This window comes from Buchnera aphidicola (Cinara pseudotaxifoliae), assembly GCF_900128595.1.
Lineage (GTDB): Bacteria > Pseudomonadota > Gammaproteobacteria > Enterobacterales > Enterobacteriaceae > Buchnera_F > Buchnera_F aphidicola_J.
Genome location: NZ_LT635893.1, coordinates 317165 through 338532, shown reverse-complemented (window position 1 = coordinate 338532; position 21368 = coordinate 317165). Strand labels below are relative to the sequence as shown.

Genomic DNA, 21368 nt, shown 5'->3' with positions numbered 1-21368 from the left:
TTTTATTTTTTTTTTTCTAATAATACAAAGTTAATAACTTTTAGTGGTATATAAATTATTTTATGAATTTTTACATTATAAAAATATTTTTTAGTTTTATTATGTTTAGTAATTAATTTAATAACTTCTTTTTTTAAGATAGTATTATATACTTTAATAATATTTCTTTTTTTTCCATTAATTTGAACTATTATTATTGATTTTTTTTCAGGTATTAAACATGATTTTGGTTTAGGCCATTTTTCCATATCAATACAGTTTTTCTGTTTATTAATTTTGTTCCATAATATAAAACAAATGTGTGGTGTAAACGGATATAACATTTTTATTATAATTTTTATAGATTTAAGTAAGTTTTGTGAATTAATTTTTTTTTTTTTATCTAACTTTATTATAAAGTTAAAAAATTTCATTATATGTGCAATAGCTGTATTATATGAATTTTTTTTGTGTATATCATGGGTTACTTTAACAATAGTAATATTTAATTGATTATATATTTTTTTTTGTTTGCAAAGATTGATATTATTGATATTTTTGTAGTTATCTATGTCTATGGAATGAACAAAATTCCATATTTTTTTTAAAAATCTATGCATACCTATAATGCTGTGAGAATTCCATTCTAAAGATTTATTTACCGGAGCTGCAAACATCAAAAATAACCGCAAAGTATCGGCTCCATATTGATTAATAATACAACTAGGTTCTATTCCATTATTTTTTGATTTGGACATTTTTATTTTTCCAGCGTAAATAATGTTGTTAGAGGTGTTTTTTTGAGAAACATCGATAATATTTCCGCTCTTATTACGAATAATATTCAAATTATCTGATGACAACCATGTTTTACTTCCATCACTATTATACATATAAAATGATTCAGCTATAACCATGCCTTGACAGATTAATTGCTCAACAGGTTCTTGAGAATGAACATATCCAAAGTCACGTAATAATTTATGATAAAATCGAAAATATATTAAATGCATAACCGCGTGTTCAATTCCTCCTATATATCGATCTACAGGTAACCAGTATTTTGTTGATTTAATATCTAAAATGTCTGTATTAAAATTAGGATTTGTGTATCTTGCATAGTACCAAGAAGATTCCATAAATGTATCAAATGTATCACTTTCTCTAATTACATCTTTTCCAGACATTTTGGTTTTTAGCCAACTAGTATATGCTTTTAATGATTTAGTGTATTTTTTTTTATGTATATAGTCTGGTAAGACTACTGGTAATTTTTTTTCTGGAACTGGTAATATTTGATTTTTTTTATTTATATACATAGGAATGGGAGCGCCCCAATATCTTTGTCGAGAAATACACCAATCTTTTATTTTATAAAAAATACGTTTTTTTGCTATTTGTTTATTAATAAGAACATCAGAAAGAATTTTTCGAGCTTTATTTATAGTTAAATTATTAAATGGATGAGAATTTATTAAGATTTTATCTTTTTTTTTAGAATGCTTAATATTCTTCGAAAATATGAATTTAATAGGAATATTATATAATTTTGCAAAAGAACAGTCTATTTTGCTATTTCCTGGTACAGCCATAATTGCGCCAGTAGCGTAATCATGCTTAACATAATTTGTAATCCATAAAGGTAATTTTTTTTGAGTAATAGGATGTAATACAAATAAATTTGTATTAATGCCTATTAGATTGTTGTTTTTTTGATATTCATCATATATTTTAGAGTTATTTTTTAGTAATTGTTTGATTTGAGTATTTTTTTTTAAAATGCTAGAAATTATTGGATGATATACAGATATTGCAAAAAACGTTACACCCATTATAGTTTCTGGTTGTGTTGTATATATTTTCAAAAAATAATTTAAATGATATATTTTACATTTTATTTGTATACCTTTGGATTTTCCAATCCAATTTTTTTGCATAGAAACAACTTCTTTAGGCCATTTTTTTAAAAATTTTAAATCTTTTAATAATTCACCAGCATATGCAGTGATTTTTATAAACCATTGCGATATTTTTTTAAATGTAATTTTAGACCCACATCTCCAGCATTTACCGTTCTGAGATTGTTCATTAGCAAGAACTGTTTTATCAATAGGACACCAATTTACTATAGTTTTTTTTTTATAAACAAGATTTTTATGAAATAGTTTTATAAAAAAAGACTGTTCCCATTTGTAGTATTCTGGCTTACAAGTAGTTAGTTCTCTACTCCAATCATAACTAAATCCTAGAGATTGCAACTGTTGCTTCATAACAGATATATTCTGATAAGTCCATTTATATGGTGAAATTTTGTTTTTTATGGCTGTTTCTTCTGCTGGTAGACCAAATGCATCCCATCCAATTGGCTGTAACACATTTTTTCCAAGCATTCTTTGGTAACGTGCTATTACATCACTAATGGTATAATTACGAACATGACCCATATGTAATTTTCCTGATGGATAAGGCATCATAGGTAAACAATAAAATTTTTCTTTTTTTTTGTCTTCTGTTACAGAAAATATTTTATTTTTTATCCAATATTTTTGTACAAATAACTCTATTTCTTTTGGAACGTATTTATTTTGTTTCATAACTTCCCCGTATATAAAGTTTATAATAATTTTTTAAAAATTTTTGCTATAATTTTTAAAATTGTTGTATCTTTTTTATTTATATATATAATTATTTTAATGATTGAAATTAAATTAAAGAATTTATTTTTTTATTAGATTTATTTATATAGTTTGTTTTAAAAATCTAGATATTATTTATTAGTATTTGATGTAAATAAATTTTATTTATAAAAAATAAATTTTGTAAAAATAAAAATTTCTTTTATTTATAAATAAAATGATTTTTTTGATTTTTTTATTTTGAATCATTCATTTAAATTATGTAGTTTAAGAAATCCTAATTTTTTCATAATTATATTTTCTACGATTTGCATTTTTTTTTTAGATTGAGAAGTATTATGTGTATAATGTAATAAATGTAAAGTAGAATGAATTATCATATGCGCCCAATGTTCTAATATATTTTTTTTTAATGATAAAGCCTCTTTATTGATATAACGCGCGCAGAGTATAATGTCTCCGATATAATATTTAAATTTATGTTTTATATGCACATTATTGGTAGCTGGAAATGATAGTACGTTTGTAGGTGTATTTTTATTGCGGTATTTTTTATTAAGAAATTGGATTTCTATAAGATCTACTACTCTAATAGTAATCTCTACTTTTTTTTTTTTAAAAATTTTTTTCAAACAAGATAAAAAAAATTTTTTCTTGGGAAAAAAATTTTTTTTTTACATGCAATTTGTATATATATTTTCATAGTATTTATTAACATAATTATTTTAAAGATTAAAAAAAAGTGTTATTTATTTATTTTTTTTAATTAATTACTCCTTTTAAATATGTGTTATAATTAATATCTATAACTTTTAATTGTACAAAGTTTCCAATTAGTTCTGATTTTCCAAAAAAATAAATAATTCTATTATTTTCTGTTCTTCCGTACAATTCTTGAGTATTATTTTTAGAAGAACCTTCAACTAGTACTGATTGTACAGTACCTAACATTCTTCTTCTCCATTGGAAGGATTGTTGAGTTATTTTTTTTTGTAATAAGGATAATCTATTTTTTTTTTCTTCTATAGTAGTACAATCAGCTAATTTCGCAGCTCTTGTTCCCGGTCTAGGAGAATAAATAAAACTATAACTTGTATCAAAATTGATTTTTGAAATAAATTGTAATGTTTTCTGAAAATCCTGATGTGTTTCTCCAGGAAAACCAACAATAAAATCAGAACTGATACTTATATTTGGTCGAATGAATTTTAGTTTATTAATTAAGTCTTCATATTCTTCTATTGTATAACCTCTTTTCATTAATCTTAAGATTTTATTTGATCCACTCTGTACAGGTAAGTGCAGAAAGTTTGTTAACTGGGGAATATATTTGTAGGCTGTTATGATATCTTCACCAAATTCCATAGGATGACTAGTTATATATCTAATTCTATTGATTTTTGGGATTCTTGAGATTGAATACAATAAATCTGAAAAATTATATTTTATTTTATTAATATAATCATATGTTTTATATGCATTTACATTCTGACCTAACAGAACCACTTCTCGCACACCCAGTGTAGAAAGTTTTTTAATTTCAGATAGTATATGCTTGTGCTGTCTACTAACTTCTTTTCCTCTAGAATAAGGTACGATGCAAAAAGAACAATATTTGTTACATCCTTCCATAATAGTAACAAACGAAGTGAATTTTTTATTAACACGAGTGTTAATTGAACTTTCAAATTTTTTTAAAGATGATGTTGTAACGTCAATAATTAAATTTGTAGTATGATAAGATTGATGTATTAACTCAGGTAGTTTGTGTAATGTTTGAGGTCCAAAAATTATATTAACAAATCTAGCTCGTTTGTAGATTTTTTTTCCTTCCTGAGTAGCTACACATCCACCAACAGCTATACGGATATTAGAATTTTTTTTTTGAAAATTTTTCCAACGACCTAGCTGATGAAATAATTTTTCCTGAGCTTTTTCTCTTATTGAACAAGTATTTAAAATTAAAATATCTGATTTTTCTGGATTTTTAGTAATAACATAATTATTTGTTTTTGTTAGTATATTCTCAATTATGGAAGAGTCGTGTTCGTTCATCTGACAACCCCATGTTTTGATATATATTTTTTTTTTGATTATCTTTTTATTCATAATTCATATGTACACATAAAATAACTATTAATGATATTATTGTATAAGTATTATTTTTTTTATTGAAATATACAATTGTTTTTTATGATCTATAAGATATCATATATTTTAACATGATGATATATATCATATATGATTTTTATATAGGTAATTCTAATGACAGCATTTCTTCTATTGTTTGACGTCTTCTTATTAATCTAAAGGTTTTTTTTTCATATAACACTTCTGGAATGAAGGGTCGGCTGTTATAGTTAGATGACATAGATGATCCATAAGCACCGGTATTATGGATAATTATATAGTCTCCTGGTTGTACTTCAGGAATATTTCGGGGTAGAATTATTCCCGTTTCTTGTATCGTAAAAATATCTCCGGATTCACATAGAGGTCCGGCTACTATACCTCTAATGATAGGTATTTTTTTGATATCTGTAATATTTTTATGTAATACTGTTATTTCATGGTAGCTACCGTATAAAACGGGTCTCATTAAATCATTAAATCCTGCATTAATTAGTATAAAAATATTTGTTTGAGTTTTTTTTACAGAATGTACTTTTGCTATCAATATTCCAGATTGACCTACTAAAAAACGACCTGGTTCGATTTCTAATTTGATAGGACAATTTAAAGTAGATATGAGTTTTTTTTTTACATTATTCCATTTTTTAAAATAATCGTTTACATGAATTTCTTTATCTTGTGGTTTATATGGTATACTTAATCCTCCTCCAGCGGATATAAATTGTATTTTTTTATTTAATTGAATAGCATGATTTTTCATAGATTCACATACTCGGTATAAATTCTTTATGTTGACTCCTGATCCTATGTGTATATGTAGTCCAATGAGATTTAAATGATATTTTTCAATTATTGATACAGCTTGCATAAAATCCCAAATTCCATGTTTACTTTGATCTCCTCCTGTGTTTGTTTTAATATGATGTCCTCCGCCAAATCTAGGATTAATTCTAATCCATACAGGATGTCCTGGAGACATTTTTCCTAATTGATGTAACATCTCAATGGATCCAGCATTAACTGGAATGTTTTTTTTGACTACTTCTTTTAGTACATTTTTTTCTAAAATATCTGATGTAAATACAATATTGTTATTGTATGGTTTAAATCCTGCAATTAAGGCTCTTTTTATTTCCCCTAAAGAAACTGCATCTATTTTTACATTGTAATCTTTCATTATTCTCAATATATGTATATTAGAACAAGATTTTTGTGCAAAACGAATGATATCAAATTGTTTTAATTTTTTTATTTGTTTAATAATAATATTTGCATTATATACCCATAACGGTGTTTTATATTTTTTTATTAAATAAATAAGATTTTTTCTTGTTAATATTTTATTTGAAATATTTAATTTTTCTTGCATTTTTTTCCCATAGATCTTGTTTGAATAAATATTAGTAATGTTTAATTTATTAATAATATCTCTTATTATATAAAGTTAAATTTTATTTATCTTTTAATTGAAATAATCATTTTTTATAGGTAATTAAGTTTATTTAAATTAATTATCTAATTTATTGTTATTTTTTATTTTTTAAAATTGGAAACAGTATAACATCTTTAATATTTTTTTGATTAGTTAAAATCATGATTAATCTATCAATGCCTATTCCTAAACCAGATGTAGGTGGTAACCCATGTTCTAAAGCAGTAATATAATCTTTATCGTAATAAAAATTTTTTAAATTTTCTACATTTTTTTTTTGTAATTTTTGTGATTTAAAACGTCTTTTTTGTTCTTCTGGATCATTAAGCTCAGAAAAACCGTTAGCTATTTCATGTCCTGCTACAAAAAATTCAAATCTATCTGTGATATTTTTATTTACATTATTAGTTTTAGCTAAAGGAGAAACTTCAACGGGATATTCAGTAATAAACGTTGGTGTAATTATTTTTTTTTCTGTTTTTTTTTCAAAAATTAAATAAATTATTTCTCCTAGTGACGCGTGCGTATTTACATTTAAGTGTAATTTTAGTGCTAATTTTTTAGCTTTTTCTAGTGTTTTTAAATCAGATATATTAATGTTTTTGTTAAATTTTAATATTGCTTGTATCATAGTCATTTTTTTAAATGGTTTTTTAAAATTTAACTGGTATTTATCATATGTAAAAATATATGAATTAAAAATTTTTTTTATTAAAAAAATACATAATTTTTCTAAAAGAATCATCATATCAGTATATTGGCTATAGGATAAGTAAATTTCCATCATAGTAAATTCGGGATTATGCTGTGTTGATAACCCTTCATTTCTAAAATTTCTATTTATTTCAAAAATTTTATTAAAACCACCGATAATTAACCTTTTTAAATATAGTTCAGGGGATACTCGTAAATACATTTTTTTGCTTAAAGAGTTATGATAAGTAATAAATGGTTTTGCGTTAGCTCCTCCAGGAATAGGATGCATCATTGGTGTTTCAACTTCTAAAAATTTTTCTTGTATCATAAATGTACGAATATTTGAAATAATAGAAGATCTTTGTTTAAAAATTCTTGCAGTTTGGAGATTAGAGATAAGATCTAAGTATCTTTTTCTATATTTTAATTCTTGTTGTTTTAATCCTTGATATTTGTTTGGTAACGGTCTTAAAGATTTTGTTAATAAATATATTTTTTTGCAATAAATAGATAATTCTAATGTATTGGTTTTAAATAATGTTCCTTTTATTCCTATTATATCTCCTAAATCTAATTCTAGAATATAATTTTTATAATAATCTTGTGCAAATAAATTACTTTTTATGTATATTTGAATCGTATGATTATTATCATATATCACTAGAAAAGCGGCTTTTCCTAAAATTCTTTTTTTTATGATTCTTCCAGCAATTTTAATGACAAAACATAATTTATGTAAATCACTTTTTGTTTTTTTTTGATATGTATTTAATACATCTTTGATGTTGTTTGTACAATTAAAAGTATTAGGAAAATTAAAACCTAATTGACGTAATTGAAATAATTTTTTTTTTCTTGTGTTGAATTCATTTTTTAATAGTTTTTTGTTTTTTATTTTTTGAATTTCTTTTAACATGTTTTATTTTTATAATCCTATTTTTAAACTAGTTTCAATAAATTGATGTAAATCACCATTTAAAACTTGATATATATCGTTTCTTTCTATTTTAGTTCGAATATCTTTTATTCTAGAATCATCTAATATATATGAACGAATTTGGTTTCCCCATCGAATACTAGGTTTTTTTACATTTATTTGTTTTTTTTCCGTGTTTTTTTTTTCTGTCTCTATTCGGTATAATTTAGATGTTAATTGCTTTAGAGCAGTATGCTTATTCTTATGCTGTGACCTTTCGTTTTGACATTGCGTTACGATACCTGTAGGTATATGTGTAATACGTACAGCAGATTCTGTTTTATTAACGTGCTGTCCTCCGGCTCCTGAAGATCTATAGACATCTATTCTTAAATCTTTTGGTTGAATATCAATATGAATATCATGATTTAGTTCAGGATATACAAATACAGAACTAAATGAAGTGTGTCTTTTGTTGTTTATATCAAAAGGACTTTTTCGTACTAATCTATGTATACCTGCTTCAGTTCTAAACCAACCAAATGCATATTTACCTTTGATTTTTAATGTAATAGATTTTATACCTCCGGTTTCTCCTATTGATTGAGATATAATGCTACTTTTAAATTTTTTACTAAATGAATATTTTAAATACATTTTTAATAACATTTTTGTCCAATCTTGTGATTCCACCCCCCCTGATCCTGATTGTATATCTATATAACAATTATTGTAGTCGTGTTCTTTATTAAACATGGTACATATTTCTAGTTTATTTATTTTTTTTTTTAGTTTTTGGTACTGTATATTGATTTCTTTTTCAATAGTTACATCAGGTTCTTTAGTAAATATTTTTATCCAATATTCTGTATCTTGTAGAATATTAGTAATTTGCATAACGTTTTTCTTATTTTTAGATAAAATGTATTTTTTTTTATATAATTGTGATATTAATTTAGAATTTTTATAAAATTTTAAATTTTTTAGTTTATTATCAATAGATTGAATTTTTTTTTTTTCGTTAACGCAGTCAAAGATTCCTCTTTAATGATATTATTTTTTTTTTAAATAATTGTATTTTTTTTATTAAAGAAGATAAATTTAATTTTTTTTTCATTTTTATGTTTTTTTTTAAAAGTTTTATTTATAAAATTTTATTTTTAATATATATATGTTTTTTTTATTTTTTATAATAGTACATTACATTCACATATATATGTGATATTTTTTATCATACAATGATTTATACAAGTGTTAATAAATGTATCATATCATATGATATGTACTATACAACATATTCAGGGGGCTTTCTTAAAGAGTAATTTATGCAAAATAATTCAAATATTTATTTAAGTAACAAGTTACCTAATATGTATATGAGGTTACATGGTTGGTCCGTAATTTGCGTAAAAGGATTAGACAAAAAAAAATATTTAAATAATCAATTTACAATAGATATGAATTTAATTGATAAGCATGACTATAAAATTGGAGCTCATTGTAATATTAATGGAAAAGTATGGACTTCATTTTTTATAGTTAAATATAATGATTGTTATTTATATATTGTACGTTCTTCAATTTGTAAAAAGCATTTATATGAATTAAAAAAATATTCTTTGTTTTCTAAAGTAGACATTTTTGAAGATAACAATTTTCATTTATTTGGCTTATGTGGTAGAAATTTAGACATTATATTAAAAAATTTTTTTTCTATAAGTTTTAATAAATGTATTTCAGTAATAAAAAGAGATTATTTTATTTTTTTAAAAATTAATCAACCTATTAACAGATTTTTAATTATAGTACATGAAAATCAAGTAAAAAAATTTTTAACAGTTATGAAATATGCTGCAGCACTGAGTACTAGTACACAATGGTTAGCCTTAGATATTGAAGCATGTTTTCCTATAATTGATAAAAAAATATCAGGTCGTTTTATATTACAATCTTTGGATTTAAAAAAATGGAATGCTATTGATTTTAATAAAGGTTGTTATTATGGACAAGAAGTATTATGTAAATATGAAAATAAAAGGATTAATACATTTACAGTTTGTTCCTTAATCAGTAATGATTCTTTATTTAATCCTAATATAGGTGAATCTGTTGAATATTTAGATAATGAATCAGGTGATAAATACCATGTTGGTATAGTTTTATCGTGGGTATATATATATTCTAAAAGAATATTACTACAAATTCGTATAAAAAAAAATTTTTTAAAAAAAAAAAATGTTTTTTTTATACAGTCAAATCCATTTGTTAAGTTTACTCTATTTACTAGATAGTAAATTTTTGTAATGATTGTTTTTTAAAAAAATTAGTAAATTTAAATAAATCGTTAAAGAATGATATTTAAATAATTTATATAACATACTAGGATAATAAATTTTAGAAAAAAAATTTATATAAAATTTGTATTATATCTATTTTAAAAATATTGAATCAACTTAAATAAAGTATAAAAAATTTTTTTTGACAAAATTTTTAAAATTACGTAATTTTAAAAATTATTTATATATATTTTATAGTGTATCTTTCATAAAAAGAATCTTTCAACATATAAAGATTCTTTTTAGTAATTTTTGGAAAAATTAATTATATATAATTCATTTTGTTATTTTTTATTAATAAAAACATTAGACATTATTTTTTTTTTGCTTGTTTTCTATCACTTTCTTTTAGCAACATTTTTCTTAATCGTATTGATTTAGGAGTTACTTCTATTAATTCTTCATCGGTTACAAAATTTAAAGCATACTCTAATGTAATATTAATTGGTTTTACTAAATTTATAGCTTCGTCAGTTCCAGAAGCGCGCATGTTGGTTAATTTTTTTCCTGTTAAACAATTTACGGTTAAATCATTAGATCGATTATGTATTCCTACAATTTGTCCTTCATATACTTCTTCCCCGTGACGAATAAACATCTTGCCTCTATTTTGAAGATTATGAATAGAAAAAGATACAGCGGTTCCGGTTTTTTTAGAAATAAGAACTCCATTTTTTCTTTGTCCAAATTTTTTTTGTTGCAACGGACCGTAATGACTAATGGATGAAAAAAAAGTACCGCTTCCTGATGTAAGATTCATGAATTCAGATCTAAATCCAATTAAAGATCTACTAGATAATATGCATTCAATTTGAATTCTACCATATTCATTAGTTATTATATTCTGTATTTCGCCTCTTAATTCACCTAATTTTTGTATTAATGGTCCTTGATGTTTTTTTTCAATGTCTAATAATGTTATTTCAAAAGGTTCAGTTACTACATTGTTTTTGTTTTTAAAAATCACTGTAGGTCTAGAAACTTCTATTTCAAAATTTTCTCTGCGTAGTTGTTCTAATAAAATAGATAAATGTAATTCTCCTCTTCCAGAAACGGAAAAGATGTTTGAGTTTTTAGTTTCCTGTACAGTTAAAGAAATATTATGAATAGTTTCTTTTTTTAATCGCTCTAAAATTTGACGAGATGTTATATATTTTCCTTCTCTTCCACAAAAAGGTGATTGATTGACACAAAATAACATTTTTACAGTAGGTTCATCAATTTTTAGATTAGGTAAAGGATATAAAAATTCTGGATCACAAATAGTGTCTGATATTTTAATATTATTTAGTCCTGTGATTGCAACTATATCACCAGCATACGCTATATCTATGTTTTTTTTTTTTAATCCATAGAATTTTAATATGTTTTGAATTTTTCCTGTATAAATTTTTTTTTTGTTTCTTAATACTGAAACTGTCTGATTATTTTTTATCTTTCCTTGTTGTATTTTTCCAATCCCAATCATTCCAAAATAATTATTAAAATCTAATTGTGATAGTTGCATTTGAAAAAAATTTTTTTTTGATATATTTGGTTTTGGGGTATATTTTATAATAGAATCTAATAAAGGGACCATATTTTTTTGTATATTGTCAGGATCATATCCAGATTGACCTAATAACGCTGAAGTATATATTATAGGAAAATCCAATTGCTCATCGTTAGCAGATAAATTAACAAATAAATCAAATATTTGATTAATTACCCAATCTGGTCGAATGGTAGGTCTATCCATTTTATTAATAACTACAATTGGTTTTATTTTGTATAAAAATGATTTTTTAGTTACATAACGTGTTTGAGGCATAGGACCCTCAAAAGCATCTACAACTAATAGAACAGAATCTACCATAGACAATATTCTTTCTACTTCTCCTCCAAAATCGGCATGTCCTGGAGTATCAATAATATTTATATGATAATTTTTCCACGCTACTGACGTATGTTTAGATAGTATTGTTATACCTCTTTCTTTTTCTAATTCATTAGAGTCCATAACTCTATCGATTTTTTCTTCGTGTTGTTGAAATGTACCAGATTGCTGTAATAACTGATCTAATAGTGTTGTTTTTCCATGATCGACGTGAGCAATAATAGCAATATTTCTAATCATTTTGTTCATATGAATACCAATTTTTTATTAATTTTAAAGAAACATATAAGTTAGAATTCGATGTAAAAAAATATTATTTTTATTATTAATATAATTTTCTAAAATTATAATTTGTATAATTTATATTTTTTTAGGATAGTAATAGAAATATTATTTATAGATTATATAATATAAAACATTATTTTTAATAAAATACTGATTTTGTATGCTGTATTGAATAAATATTATGGTATATTTTTAGTTGTAATATTTATAGTGTATAATTATATTTTTATTTTACAATATTTTTAGTACATAGATTATTTTTTTTTAAACTAATTTTTATATCTTGATTATTGTATATTAACAAGGATAATATTTTTTGTGAATAACATAAAATTCGATAAAACATTTTTTTTAAAAAGTATCATTAATACTCGTGAATTAGAAAATTTTCCCGGAATGGAAATTGTAATGTTGGGTTATTCTAATTCTGGAAAATCCAGTTTACTAAATTTATTGACTAATAATAAAAAATTAGCTCGAGTAAGTAAATTACCCGGTAGAACAAGAACGATAAATATTTTTAATGTTACATCAAATTTTAGAATGATAGATTTTCCAGGATATGGATATTCTACAATAAATTTATCAACACAAAAATTACTTAATAAAAGTTTATTTTTTTATTTACAACATAGATTATGTTTACATGGTGTTGTAATGTTATCTGATGTTCGTTGTTCTTTAAAATTATTAGATTTAAAGATTTTAAAAATTTTGCAAAAAAGAGTGATTTCAATTTTATTTATTTTAACTAAAACTGATAAAGTTTCTAAACAAAAAAAAATGATTCAAATTTCAAAAATTTGTAAAAAAATATCTTTTTTAAATATGGATATCACTGTTTTAGGTTTTTCTAAATTTAGTAAGTTAGATGTTTTAGTTATTCGACATCATTTATCTTTGTGGTATAATTTATTTGGGAATAGATAATATGTGAGATTTCATTTCTTTCCAATTTTTTCCTGTTTTAATGGATACATACAGCGGAACTATTAATTTAATGTTATTTTCCATATGGTGTTTAATTAAATGAATAAATTTAGATATTTTTTTTTCTTTTACTTCAAATATTAGTTCATCGTGTATTTGCATAATTATTTTTGCATCATTTGAATATTTTTTTTGAAATATGTGTTGTAGTTTTATCATGGAAGTTTTAATTATGTCTGAAGCAGTATTTTGTATAATAACATTAATGCAAAAACGTTTTGCGTTATTTTTTAATGTTTGATTTTTCGAATTAATGTTAGGAATATATATTTTTCTTCCAAATAATGTTTTGACATACTTTTTTTTTTTAGCATAATTATACGTATTTTTCATATATTTTTTAATTGTTTTATAATTTAAAAAATAGTTTTTTATAAGCTCTTTAGCTCTACAGACAGAAATGTTTAATTTTTGAGATAATCCAAAAGAACTAATTCCGTATAATATTGAAAAATTTACAATTTTAGCAATATTTCTATGATAAGGTTTTATTTCATTTTTATGTATGTTGAATATATGTTTAGCAGAATTATAATGTATATCTTGAGGATGTGATAAGTCTTCTATCATTTTTTTGTCATTGGAATAATGCGCCATAATTCTTAATTCTATATGAGAATAATCTGCTGTTAATAATAACCATTTTTTTTTTGCAATAAAGGCTATTCGAAGTTTTCGTCCTATTTTGGTTTTAATGGGAATGTTTTGTAAATTAGGATTGCTAGAAGATAATCGACCAGTTGATGTTGCGTTTTGATGGTATGTAGTATGAATTCTATTTTTTTTTGTATTTACTGATTGAATTAATTTTTTTAAATATGTATTTTTTAATTTTTTTAGTATTCTATATTGCAAAATAATCTTGGGTAATTTATGAATTTTAGATAATTTAGTAAGAACTGTTTCATCAGTAGAAATATTACCGGTTTTTGTTTTTTTAAAAGATGGAAAATTATATTTTTTAAATAAAATTTTTTGTAATTGTTTAGGAGAATTAATATTAAATTTTTCTTGAGTTATGAAATATATTTTTTTCTTAAGTTTTGATAATGTACAGTTGATTTTTTTTTTTTGGTTTTTAAGAATTTTTTTTTTTATCAACACACCTGTATTTTCCATAATAGACAGTACTTGTACTAAAGGCATGTCAATGGATCTAAATGATTTTTTGGAGTTAATAGTTAAATATTTTATATCTTGAAAGTATTTTTGTAACGGATATAAGGATTTTTGAATAATATAAGAAATTATTTTTTTTGAATTAAAAATATCATTTTTTTTCTCATAGTTTTTTGGAGTGTTTTTTTTGTATTCTTTTTTTTTGCTACTTAATTGATAGTAATATAAAGCAATTAATGTATCAAAATATATACCTGTTAATGTAACATTAAATTTTTTTAAAATATGAAAAACTTTTTTTAAATCTGTACCTATTTTATGATATTTTTCATTTTCTAAAATAGGTTTTATTTTTTTTATAATAATGGTTGGAGTGACTATATTTTTTTTTTTTTTTTTTTGATTATAAATATACCACCATGTTGTGTAGTTTTTAACAGATATAGAGATATAAAAAAAAACTTTTTTTTCTTTGTTTGTATGAAAGTCTATTGCAATAGAAAATATTTTTTTTTGGACAATTATATTTATCATTTTTGAGATAATATCAGTGTTTATAATTTCAATATGTATATTTTTATTTTTTTTTTTATGATATTTATTAAGAATAGGAAATTGGTTTGCGTATATTTGTTTGATATATTTATTAAACTGATGATTTTGAAAATTTTTTAATAATAAAGGTATATCTATTTTATTTTTTTTTAAATGCGATGATATATTTTCTATATAAATATTTTGATTTAATTTAGTAAGTTGGTACGATAAAAAAGCTGTTTTTTTGTTTTTTTTTAAGCTATTTGTAATGTTTTTTATGTTTCTTATAGGTAAATCAATGACATGATTTATGTTTTTATATATATCCGAAATAGATGAGAAATTTTGTAAAAGTATAGCAGCTGTTTTTTTACCTATTCCGGGAACACCTGGAATATTATCAGAAGAATCACCGGTTAATCCTAAAAAATCCGCCATAAATTTTGCATGTACTCCATATTTTTTGTATACATTTTTTTTGTTTAATATGTCTGTATTAAAATTTCCTGGAATAATAGAAATTTTTTTATTAACTAATTGTGTTAAGTCTTTATCTGCACTATATATAAATATATAAAAATTTTTTTTTATAAATTTTTTGGATAAACTACTAATAACATCATCAGCTTCAACATTTTTTATACTAATTATTGGTATTCCTAGTAATTGAATGATTTTTTTTAGAGGTTTTATTTGTTTTTTTAAATTGCCAGGCATAGGATTTCTGTTGAGTTTATATTTATTATATAATTGATGTCGAAATGTTGGTGTGGGAGTATCAAAAACAATTAAAATATTTTTAGGATTAAATTTTTCTATTAATTTATTAAATATTTTAATACATCCGTATAATATTCCAGTTGAATTTCCTTTTTTGTTTTTTAATTTTAAATAAGAAAAATATGTTTGATATAAACAATAGTTTCCATCAATTAATATTATTTTTTTTTTTTTCATGTATTCTCCACTATATTGATAGTTATACAAATTATTAATAAAGAATATTTATATATGTAGTATTAAGAATTTTTTAAATATGATTATTATATTTTTATATTAAAGATAACAAAATTTGTAATGATTTTTTGTATCGATTTTTATTTTTTTTTAAAAAGTATTGAGTTTGCAAAGTGTTTGTTTTAGATTTTTTTTTTATTAATTTAATCGATAATTTATTTATATATAAAATATAAAATAAATAAAATTTAGTTATATTATATAGTTTTGACATTTAACAGTATTAAATTAATAATTTTTAAAATATTAAATGTATTTTTATACATTTTAATAGCTATTTTTAATAGGGGTTTTTTTCCCCTATTTTTGCGAGCAATAATACTTATTATATTTTTCAGTTATATGTAGTTTTATTTATATGGATTTAACGTATTTAACTGAATTTTTGATAGTTGATTGTCTAGAATCAAAGATTCTTCTATTCTAATTAATCGGTTATATTTTGCTGTTCTATCTGATCTACACATTGAACCTGTTTTTATTTGTCCTGCAGATGTGCCAACAGATAAATCAGCAATACTAGTATCTTCTGTTTCCCCAGATCGATGAGATATAATAACCGAGTACTTATTTTTTTTAGCTAAACTAATAGTTTCTAAAGTTTCTGTTAATGTTCCTATTTGATTTAATTTTATTAAAATTGCATTTGCAACTTTATTTTTTATACCATAATTTAAAATTTTTTTATTTGTAACAAATAAATCGTCTCCTACTAATTGTATGCTTTTTCCTAAAACTTGTGTTTGATATATAAATCCTTTCCAATCACTTTCATGTAACCCATCTTCTATTGATAAAATAGGATATTTTTTGATTAATTTTTGCAGGTAATGTGTAAATTCTTGTGAACTAAAGGTTTTATTTTCGTTCATTAACTTATATTTTTTTGTTTTTTTATCAAATAATTCTGACGCAGCACAATCTATGGCAAAAACTACATCTTCTCCTAATTTATAATTTGCTTGTTCTACAGCCAGACTCATTATAGACAACGCTTCTTCATTAGATTGTAAGTTAGGAGCATAACCTCCTTCATCTCCAACGCAAGTGGTATATCCTTTGTTTTTTAGTAATGTGCCTAATGTATGAAATATTTCTGAACCCATACGAATAGCTTGTTTGATGTTGACAGCTCCTATTGGCTGTATCATAAATTCTTGAAGATCAATATTATTGTCAGCATGCATTCCCCCGTTAATGATGTTAATCATGGGTAATGGCAGAGAAAATTCACCACTCGATTTATTAAGCTGAGCAATATAAGAATAGAATGGAATTCTATTTTCCATAGCAACAGATTTTGCGAGCGCTAATGATACTGATAAAATTGCATTTGCGCCAAATTTTGATTTATTAGGGGTACCATCTAAATGTATTAGATAATTATCTATTTTCTCTTGTTCATCCGCTTGTTTATCTAATAAAGCTTTTGCTATTTCTACGTTGACATAGTTTACTGCTTTTTGTACTCCTTTACCAAAAAAACGTTTGATATCTCCATCTCTTAATTCTAGAGCTTCTTTAGATCCAGTAGATGCTCCGGATGGAGCAGAAGCTAATCCAATATGTCCGCTAGTTAAATGAACTTCAGTTTCAATAGTTGGGTATCCACGTGAATCTAATATTTCGCGGGCAAATACTTTTTTAATTTTTGACATGTTGTTTTATTCCGTGCACTTAAAGTTTTTATAAAACATAATATTAATTATTATTCAATTAATATATTTATATGTAAATAAAATTATTAGATAATTATTATTATTTAATTTTAAAAAATTTTTTACATGATAAATAATGTTTTATATATTGTATTATACAAACATAGTGTTTTTTTATATCAATATTAATAATTAATTTATTATTAATATTGATATATATTGTAATTATTAATTTTATCAAAAAAATAAAATGATTTTTATTAAATAAAATTAATGTATTAACATTATAAATTTTTAAAAAAACAAATGAATATTAAATAATATTAAATTTATTGTATCGGTTTTCTGTGCTTGTTTTTTAACGATACAATTCTATGAAATACTAAGATGTTATGTCTATTTTTTTTTTTTAATTTTAAAAAATATCCTACTCTTTCAAATTGATAGATATATTGAGTTTCCTCTTTTGCTACTACAGATTCAGTATATCCTATTTTAATTATACATGAATTAGGATTATATAATTGAATAATATTTTTTTCTTTTTCTGGATTTTTAGAAGTAAACAGAACATCAAACAATTTGAATTGAGTTTTAGTAGAATTTTTTTTAGATAACCAGTGAATTATATTATATGTATTTTTTAACGGTATATTTTTTTTTTTTGTATTTAAGTAACAAGTACACAAAATGCATAAAATATCATTATTTTTATTTTTTATGATTTTATTTGCTCGTATAGTATAAGCATATTTTAGTCGAACTTTTTTTCCTAATATTAATCCTTTATATCCGGTAATAGGTTTTTTACAAAAATCTTCTCTTTCAATATATATTTCTTTAGAAAATAGAATTTTTCTGCGACCCATATCTTTTTTGCAAGGATGATTTGGAACATCCAAGTGTTCAATATAATTATGATCGATATTTGTAATAATTAACTTAATAGGGTTAATGATAGCCATTCTTCTAGGAGAAGAATCGTTAAGGTCTTTACGTATACAAGATTCTAATAAAGATAATTCTATTAAATTTTGTTGTTTTGTAATTCCTATTTTCTTACAAAATGTTTTAATAGAATTTTTAGTATATCCTTTTTTTCTTAAACCGGATAATGTATGTAATCTTGGATCGTTCCACCCGCTCACTAGTTTATGGTCTATTAATTTTTGTATTTTTCTTTTAGACAAAATTGTATATTCTAAATTTAATTTAGAAAACTCGTATTGTTTTGGAGGTGTTTTTTTAAGATTTAATTTTTTTAGTATCCATTCATATAATTTACGATTATCTAAAAATTCTAATGTGCATAAAGAATGTGTAATTCCCTCTAAAGCATCTACAATGCAGTGTGCAAAATCGTACATAGGATAAATACACCATTTATTTTTTGTATGATGATGTTTAGAATAGATAATTCTATATAAAACAGGATCGCGTAATATAATATATGGTGATGCCATATCTATTTTTGCTCGTAAGCACATAGATCCTTCTGGAAATATTCCATTTTTCATTTTTTTAAATAATACTAAGTTTTCTTCAACAGTTCGGTTTCGAAAAGGGCTGTTTTTTCCAGGCCTTTTAAATGTTCCTCTGTGTTTTTTTATGTCATTGGCGTTTAATTCATCTACATATGCTATTTTATTTTTTATTAACTGAATCGCATATTGATATAATTGATCAAAGTAATTTGAAGTATATGTAGGTTGTTTATACCAATTGAAACCTAACCATTTTATATCTTTTTTAATTGCTAGAGTGTATTTTGTGCTTTCATTTCTAGGATTTGTATCGTCAAACCTAAGATTACATATACCTTTGTATCTATTAGCAATATTGTTATTTAAACATATAGATTTTGCATGCCCTATGTGTAAGTAACCATTAGGCTCTGGTGGAAATCGTGTTTTTATTACTCTATTAGGATTTTTCAATATTGAATGTTTTACAATTTTGTTAATAAAATTATTATTATTTTTTGGTTTCATTATCAATTTATCCCTAATGCATTGTATGCAAAATGATGTTTATTTTATTTTACTTGAATGTTTTATTAAACATCATATTTTTTAAAAAATGATTTTTTAAAATAAAAAATAATTTATTTATAAAATTTTTATTGTAAAAAATGTTTTATTTGTGTAAAATTAATATTTAAATAGTATTTTTATTGATAATTTGGCTATGTAGCTCAGTTGGTTAGAGCACAGCACTCATAACGCTGAGGTCACGAGTTCGATTCTCGTTATAGCCATAAAATTACATATATGTTAAGCGGAAGTGGCGAAAATGGTAGACGCACCAGATTTAGGTTCTGGCGCTGAAAAGTTTGCGAGTTCAAATCTCGCCTTCCGCATAGTTATATAATAATATTGAAAAATTTATTTTGATGTAAATTTGGGGTATAGCCAAGAGGTTACGGCACCGGTTTTTGATACCGGCATCCCTGGTTCGAATCCAGGTACCCCAGATAAAACATTATGTGTACTATGGTTTATATAAAAATACTTTTTAATAATTATTGGTATATTATATGAATATCTTGTTTTATTTTAATAATTATAAATTAGATAGTTAAATTGCATAATTTGTATAATTATAATTAATTTATCTAAAAAAAATGAAAAAATATTATTTGTAATAAATAATTTTTAATGTATTGTTGGAGAATATATGTTTGATACGTTAAAAAAATCTGTAGCTATATCTGCTATAAATTATATACCAAAAAATTCTATTATTGGAATTGGATCAGGTTCTACAGTAAATTTTTTTATTAAAGAGCTATCATTTATTTCTCATTCTATTCAAGGAGCTGTACCTAGTTCTTCTGTATCGGAAGCTTTATTAAAAAAATTTAATATTCCGATTGTTGATTTAAACACACTTACATCACTTGATATTTATATTGATAGTGCAGATCAAATAAATTACTCTATGGAAATGATAAAAGGTGGTGGAGGCGCTCTAACTAGAGAAAAAATTATAGCTTCTGTTTCAAAAACATTTTTATGTATAGTAGATCAATCAAAATATGTAAAAAAATTTGATAATTTTCCTGTTCCTGTCGAAGTTATCCCTATATCACTTAATAGTGTCTCTAGGGAAGTAGTGAAATTAGGAGGAATACCTGAATATAGAAAAAATTTTATTACAGATAATGGTAATTACATTATTGATATGCATAATTTATGTATTAACAACTCTGTTTTTTTAGAAAAACATATAAATAACATACCTGGTGTTGTATCTGTAGGATTATTCTGTATAAGGAAGGCAGATTTATTATTAGTTAGCTACGTTAATAAAGTAGATAAAATATCTTTATGAGATAGATAATAGATATATTGACTTTATCTATTCAAAATAGATTACCAGATAATATTATACATTTTTTTAAAACTGATTATTCATAGAGAATCATTTATGTCATCAAAATCTATTGATATAGAAGTTTTTGGACGGTTCATACGTGTTAATTGTCCTGATAAAAATTCTTCAGATTTATATTATTTAGCAAATATTTTAAATAAAAGATTAGAAGATTTAAAAGAAAAAACAGGAGTTTCTAATATAGAACAATTGATTTTTATCACCGCTTTAAATATATGTTATGAGCTAGAAGTAGAAAAACATAAGTCTGTTCATTGTATTAAACATATAAAATCGCGAATGTTGGTTTTAAACGAAATGATTGATTCGGCTTTAAATTCTAAATAAATATTTTAAATGTTGTTATTTAATTTACTAGTATA

At 23.2% G+C, this 21368-nt stretch carries 13 protein-coding genes, 3 tRNA genes and 1 pseudogene; 7 read left to right on the top strand and 10 right to left on the bottom strand.

What is annotated here, in order from left to right:
- Positions 1–2 precede the first annotated feature (2 nt).
- From leuS to prfB, 6 genes and pseudogenes are all read right to left on the bottom strand, one after another.
- Positions 3–2573 (bottom strand): leucine--tRNA ligase, encoded by a 2571-nt coding sequence (leuS, locus tag BUCIPSTX3056_RS01435; RefSeq protein WP_075474831.1) that lies wholly within the window; start codon positions 2571–2573, stop codon positions 3–5.
- A gap of 287 nt (positions 2574–2860) precedes the next feature.
- Positions 2861–3253, bottom strand: a pseudogene (gene ybeY, locus BUCIPSTX3056_RS01430) (rRNA maturation RNase YbeY); the annotation flags it as partial.
- Between the two features lie 124 nt (positions 3254–3377).
- The gene (miaB, locus tag BUCIPSTX3056_RS01425; RefSeq protein WP_075474830.1) at positions 3378–4724 is read right to left on the bottom strand and encodes a tRNA (N6-isopentenyl adenosine(37)-C2)-methylthiotransferase MiaB; all 1347 of its coding nucleotides are present in this window, start codon (positions 4722–4724) and stop codon (positions 3378–3380) included.
- 139 nt (positions 4725–4863) lie between these two features.
- Entirely contained in the window at positions 4864–6117 is a 1254-nt protein-coding gene (lysA, locus tag BUCIPSTX3056_RS01420) for a diaminopimelate decarboxylase (protein WP_075474829.1), read from the bottom strand.
- 157 nt (positions 6118–6274) lie between these two features.
- Positions 6275–7792: a lysine--tRNA ligase gene (gene lysS, locus BUCIPSTX3056_RS01415; RefSeq protein ID WP_075474828.1), complete on the bottom strand. Its 1518-nt coding sequence runs from the start codon at positions 7790–7792 to the stop codon at positions 6275–6277.
- A gap of 9 nt (positions 7793–7801) precedes the next feature.
- Positions 7802–8909 (bottom strand): peptide chain release factor 2 gene (gene prfB, locus BUCIPSTX3056_RS01410; protein WP_231938283.1). Its coding sequence is split into 2 segments (ribosomal slippage): positions 7802–8824 and positions 8826–8909, totalling 1107 coding nucleotides; the frame shifts between segments, so codons are not numbered across the junction.
- 208 nt (positions 8910–9117) lie between these two features.
- On the opposite strand from prfB, the gene BUCIPSTX3056_RS01405 reads away from it, so the two are divergent.
- On the top strand, positions 9118–10083 hold the full coding sequence (locus BUCIPSTX3056_RS01405) for a hypothetical protein (protein WP_075474826.1): 966 nt from the start codon (positions 9118–9120) through the stop codon (positions 10081–10083).
- Between the two features lie 358 nt (positions 10084–10441).
- On the opposite strand, the gene typA is transcribed toward BUCIPSTX3056_RS01405, so the two are convergent.
- Positions 10442–12253, bottom strand: a complete 1812-nt coding sequence (typA, locus tag BUCIPSTX3056_RS01400; protein ID WP_075474825.1) for a translational GTPase TypA — start codon at positions 12251–12253, stop codon at positions 10442–10444.
- Between the two features lie 354 nt (positions 12254–12607).
- On the opposite strand from typA, the gene yihA reads away from it, so the two are divergent.
- Positions 12608–13219 carry a ribosome biogenesis GTP-binding protein YihA/YsxC gene (gene yihA, locus BUCIPSTX3056_RS01395; protein ID WP_075474824.1) on the top strand — a complete coding sequence of 204 codons (612 nt, stop codon included), beginning with the start codon at positions 12608–12610 and terminating at the stop codon, positions 13217–13219.
- Here the strand turns inward: yihA and polA are convergent.
- From polA to BUCIPSTX3056_RS01380, 3 genes are all read right to left on the bottom strand, one after another.
- Positions 13202–15892, bottom strand: a complete 2691-nt coding sequence (gene polA, locus BUCIPSTX3056_RS01390) for a DNA polymerase I (protein ID WP_075474823.1) — start codon at positions 15890–15892, stop codon at positions 13202–13204. The genes yihA and polA overlap by 18 nt on opposite strands.
- A 410-nt stretch (positions 15893–16302) precedes the next feature.
- Complete coding sequence (gene eno / locus BUCIPSTX3056_RS01385) at positions 16303–17610, bottom strand: phosphopyruvate hydratase (RefSeq protein WP_075474821.1); 1308 nt, start codon at positions 17608–17610, stop codon at positions 16303–16305.
- Between the two features lie 329 nt (positions 17611–17939).
- Entirely contained in the window at positions 17940–19601 is a 1662-nt protein-coding gene (locus tag BUCIPSTX3056_RS01380; protein ID WP_075474820.1) for a glutamine--tRNA ligase/YqeY domain fusion protein, read from the bottom strand.
- 192 nt (positions 19602–19793) lie between these two features.
- Here BUCIPSTX3056_RS01380 and BUCIPSTX3056_RS01375 point away from each other — a divergent pair.
- The 5 genes from BUCIPSTX3056_RS01375 to zapA all read left to right on the top strand — a co-directional run bounded on the left by BUCIPSTX3056_RS01375 (position 19794) and on the right by zapA (position 21333).
- A tRNA-Met gene (locus BUCIPSTX3056_RS01375) sits at positions 19794–19867 on the top strand.
- A 20-nt stretch (positions 19868–19887) separates the two neighbouring features.
- A tRNA-Leu gene (locus tag BUCIPSTX3056_RS01370) sits at positions 19888–19969 on the top strand.
- Positions 19970–20011: 42 nt separating this feature from the next.
- Positions 20012–20083, top strand: a tRNA-Gln gene (locus tag BUCIPSTX3056_RS01365).
- 203 nt (positions 20084–20286) lie between these two features.
- Entirely contained in the window at positions 20287–20943 is a 657-nt protein-coding gene (gene rpiA / locus BUCIPSTX3056_RS01360; RefSeq protein WP_075474819.1) for a ribose-5-phosphate isomerase RpiA, read from the top strand.
- A 96-nt stretch (positions 20944–21039) separates the two neighbouring features.
- Positions 21040–21333 (top strand): cell division protein ZapA, encoded by a 294-nt coding sequence (gene zapA, locus BUCIPSTX3056_RS01355; RefSeq protein WP_075474818.1) that lies wholly within the window; start codon positions 21040–21042, stop codon positions 21331–21333.
- The last annotated feature ends 35 nt before the right edge of the window (positions 21334–21368 follow it).

What these genes read in the sequence shown, in the direction of transcription:
- lysS (WP_075474828.1), bottom strand. Translation starts at nt 7,792, where the DNA reads ATGTTAAAAGAAATTCAAAAAATAAAAAACAAAAAACTATTAAAAAAT.
- eno (WP_075474821.1), bottom strand. Translation starts at nt 17,610, where the DNA reads ATGTCAAAAATTAAAAAAGTATTTGCCCGCGAAATATTAGATTCACGT.
- BUCIPSTX3056_RS01405 (WP_075474826.1), top strand. Translation starts at nt 9,118, where the DNA reads ATGCAAAATAATTCAAATATTTATTTAAGTAACAAGTTACCTAATATG.
- typA (WP_075474825.1), bottom strand. Translation starts at nt 12,253, where the DNA reads ATGAACAAAATGATTAGAAATATTGCTATTATTGCTCACGTCGATCAT.
- miaB (WP_075474830.1), bottom strand. Translation starts at nt 4,724, where the DNA reads ATGAATAAAAAGATAATCAAAAAAAAAATATATATCAAAACATGGGGT.
- BUCIPSTX3056_RS01380 (WP_075474820.1), bottom strand. Translation starts at nt 19,601, where the DNA reads ATGAAACCAAAAAATAATAATAATTTTATTAACAAAATTGTAAAACAT.
- lysA (WP_075474829.1), bottom strand. Translation starts at nt 6,117, where the DNA reads ATGCAAGAAAAATTAAATATTTCAAATAAAATATTAACAAGAAAAAAT.
- polA (WP_075474823.1), bottom strand. Translation starts at nt 15,892, where the DNA reads ATGAAAAAAAAAAAAATAATATTAATTGATGGAAACTATTGTTTATAT.
- zapA (WP_075474818.1), top strand. Translation starts at nt 21,040, where the DNA reads ATGTCATCAAAATCTATTGATATAGAAGTTTTTGGACGGTTCATACGT.
- leuS (WP_075474831.1), bottom strand. Translation starts at nt 2,573, where the DNA reads ATGAAACAAAATAAATACGTTCCAAAAGAAATAGAGTTATTTGTACAA.
- rpiA (WP_075474819.1), top strand. Translation starts at nt 20,287, where the DNA reads ATGTTTGATACGTTAAAAAAATCTGTAGCTATATCTGCTATAAATTAT.